Annotated in this window: 3 protein-coding genes; all 3 read right to left on the minus strand. The window is 38.3% G+C overall.

What is annotated here, in order from left to right; genetic code table 11:
- Positions 1-754 (minus strand): 3-keto-alpha-glucoside-1,2-lyase-like domain-containing protein (locus AC4MRQ_RS25425; RefSeq protein ID WP_491200543.1); only part of this gene is annotated, 754 nt, incomplete at its 3' end.
- Positions 755-865: 111 nt separating this feature from the next.
- Positions 866-2263 carry a hypothetical protein gene (locus AC4MRQ_RS25430; RefSeq protein ID WP_491200544.1) on the minus strand — a complete coding sequence of 466 codons (1398 nt, stop codon included), beginning with the start codon at positions 2261-2263 and terminating at the stop codon, positions 866-868.
- 92 nt (positions 2264-2355) lie between these two features.
- Positions 2356-3026 (minus strand): SDR family NAD(P)-dependent oxidoreductase (locus tag AC4MRQ_RS25435; RefSeq protein WP_491200545.1); only part of this gene is annotated, 671 nt, incomplete at its 5' end.

Here is a 3026-nt window from a genome sequence, read left to right on the forward strand (position 1 = left end):
CAGCATTTATTGAATGCCAATTATTCAGGCTTTTATTTAATTCCTGAATGTTTCTTGTATGGTGGTAATTATCGTAAGGTTCAGATATCAGCCAACTTGAAATATATCGCTCATCTTTTAGGTTGATTTTAGTTGGCTCTTTATAGTCGGAAGGAGCTTCTACTTTAGTTACTTTCAGGTTTTTGAAGATTGCCGGATGATAACTATAAACACCAACAGAACCGGATTTGGAGCTATGCTTAAGTTGTACTGACAAAGAGTGGTTCTGATTGTTGTTAAGATATACTTTTGCTGTATTGCCAACCACCTTAATTCTTACATGAAACCATTTTTGTACGGGAATATCAGCTATTCCTTGGTAGCCTTCACCATGATATAGTTGCCAGGTTGCAGAACTATTGAAGATTGGATCATATTGAATAGCATCCCATTTCCCGCTTGTATGCGGTTGAAAATAGATGCACTCGAAATTATCTAAGGCTCCAATTCGAAATGCAAGTCCTAAATAGGCTTTCGCGGTTGGTGAATATAAGTCACATTCAATGATTCCGTTTTCGAATTCCAGGCCATCCAGATATGCTATTCCAACTCCTTCAGCAATAGATGTTGTTACTTCTGAGTCTTGCTTTTGAACTTTTGCAGAGCCCAGTGTTTTCCAGTTGTCGGATAAGAAGTCAATCTTTTCTCCTTCCAGCTGTGCGCTGCAAGAGATAGAGATAATAAAAAACAGAGCAATCAGGTTAGTTTTATTCATTGCAATTAGGTTTGGTCTTTTGTTTCGTTCACGGCATTTAAACTGTACCTCCAGTTGTGATATTTCTATATGAGTTATGCCAATCAATAGCTGAAATCAAGCAATAATAAATTAATCCTTTAATGACTTAATCGCAGCACCCAAGGCATCAAGTCCAATGGACTGACAGACCCCTAGCTTGTTTTGCTTTTTCATCTTTTTAATGTCCCATTTATATACGTTGTCTGCCAATCCCCAAACTTTCCTGAAGTTTTCTATGTATAGTTCGTCATTTTCTCTGCTTGTAAATTCGGGCTGAAACTGATTGTTTTCCTTATTTCTTGTTTGCCAAATTGCATCTGCTGTTGCTTTGATATTGATACTTAAATCAACTCCTAAAAGTGCCTTTTCTTCTTTCGCTCCAATGTATCGCATTAAAATGCCTCGTCCAGCTAAATAATCATTTCCATGAATGGGACCAAAGCTTGATAAGCATGGTGCCTCACGAATGATGTCATCATGTTTTCCTGTTAAGGCTGTTTGTATTCCTTGTCCAATTTCGTGAATTAAAAAAAGCACACGCTTTTCAAATGCAGTAACATCAAAATTGGCATCAATGTCGTTTTTTATAATCCAATCGTTTAACTGATGCCTGACCAGGTACATATCTGTTAAGGCTGCTATAACCATCCCCTGATCGCCTGACCACACCCATCCTTCAGCCCATGGCGGATGCTCCTTGAATATATAGTCAGAACCTTCAATAAAAGCCATTGGTCTTTCTTGCACCAGTGCGCCCGATGGTGAAGTTTTCTTTAAATATTCATATTCCTGAAGTTCAAACCATTGATTAAACCAAAGCCACTGACGATATGCCATGTCCAGGTATTTTGTATTTTCATCAATATCTTCCTCCAGGCTTAAGCGATATATGCGAGACGATAATAAAAATAACAATGCGTTTGTAACAGTATTTTTAACCCCAAGACTTACACCGTTAGCATCTCCGTTTCTGCACCCATGGGGCACTGGAATTGCCAAAGGCGAATCATCATAAGCTGTGTTTCTTTTGTATTCCCAACACAAATCGGTAGAAAGTTTAAGATATTTTTCTGCTAAATCGGTTTGCCCTGTTCTTTTTAAATGTTTGTAGGCATTGAGTCCCATTAATCCCCACCAGCCAAAATCATCAGCCCACAGACCTCCCGGATCAAATCGATTAAAAAAAGCAAGATTCTCCTTTAACATGTCATTAATCTTTAATTGTATCGTTGCTACTTCCGGATCGTTGGGCCATTGCTGGTGTGCTGCATCAGCAAATGTTAAACATGCATCAAACGTATTACCTCTTTTCCAAAAATCATTGAAATCCCATACCTCTTCAAAACGATCAAAAGCAGCTATAGAGCGGGCCTTTAATTTATCTTCATAATTATCTGTAGGTTTAGGGTTACATGATTGAAATATCATCGCACCAAATATGTAAAGAGTGATATTTCTTGTTAACTGAATAAATTCTCGTCCAAACATGTTTTAACTTTTTTAGAGTGTCTATCTTACTTTGCCCGTATCGAAATAGTATTTAATTCTCTGTAGCTCCATGCTTTTGTATGTGGCATAACTTAGAAGCTTATAGAATTTCCACCGTCTACAGGTAAAACAACGCCTGTAATATAGCTTGCCTGATCGGAGCAAAGGTAGTATGCTGCATCAGCGACTTCTTCGGGTAGTCCCAAACGTCCCATAGGTGTACGACCTAATACTTTAGCTTTCCTTTCGGGATCGTTGTTTAATGCTTTGGATGACATTTCTGTTTTTATGAATCCCGGAGCAATGCAGTTGACACGAATCCCCATTGGTGATAATTCAACGGCCATGGCTCGGGTCATTCCCTCAATAGCTGATTTGGCCGCGGTATAAGCTATAACTTTAGGTATTCCGTATTGAGATGCCATGGAGCTAATATTTAAAATGACACCACTTCCTGCATTAACCATATGCTTAGCAACCTCTCTGGACAATGCAAATACGCTATTTTGATTTACCTGAATAATCCTTTGAAATTCTTCATCACTGACTTCAAGCAGTTCTTTCTTTAAATGAATCCCGGCATTATTGATTAATATATCAATTCTTCCTATGGCATCATTTATATTCGTTAATACTTCAGTAATTGAATCAAGGCGCGCCAAATCCATTGCCATAAAAGCTGTGTCGTTTCCTAATTCCTTAGCTGCTTCACGAAGGGTTTCAATGTTCCTGCCAACAATCATTACCTTGTGACCGTTTTCAA

It is taken from the genome of Carboxylicivirga sp., assembly GCF_982718395.1.

Bases quoted from the DNA above. Each gene is read 5' to 3' on its own strand.
- AC4MRQ_RS25430 (WP_491200544.1), bottom strand. From the start codon at position 2,263: ATGTTTGGACGAGAATTTATTCAGTTAACAAGAAATATCACTCTTTAC.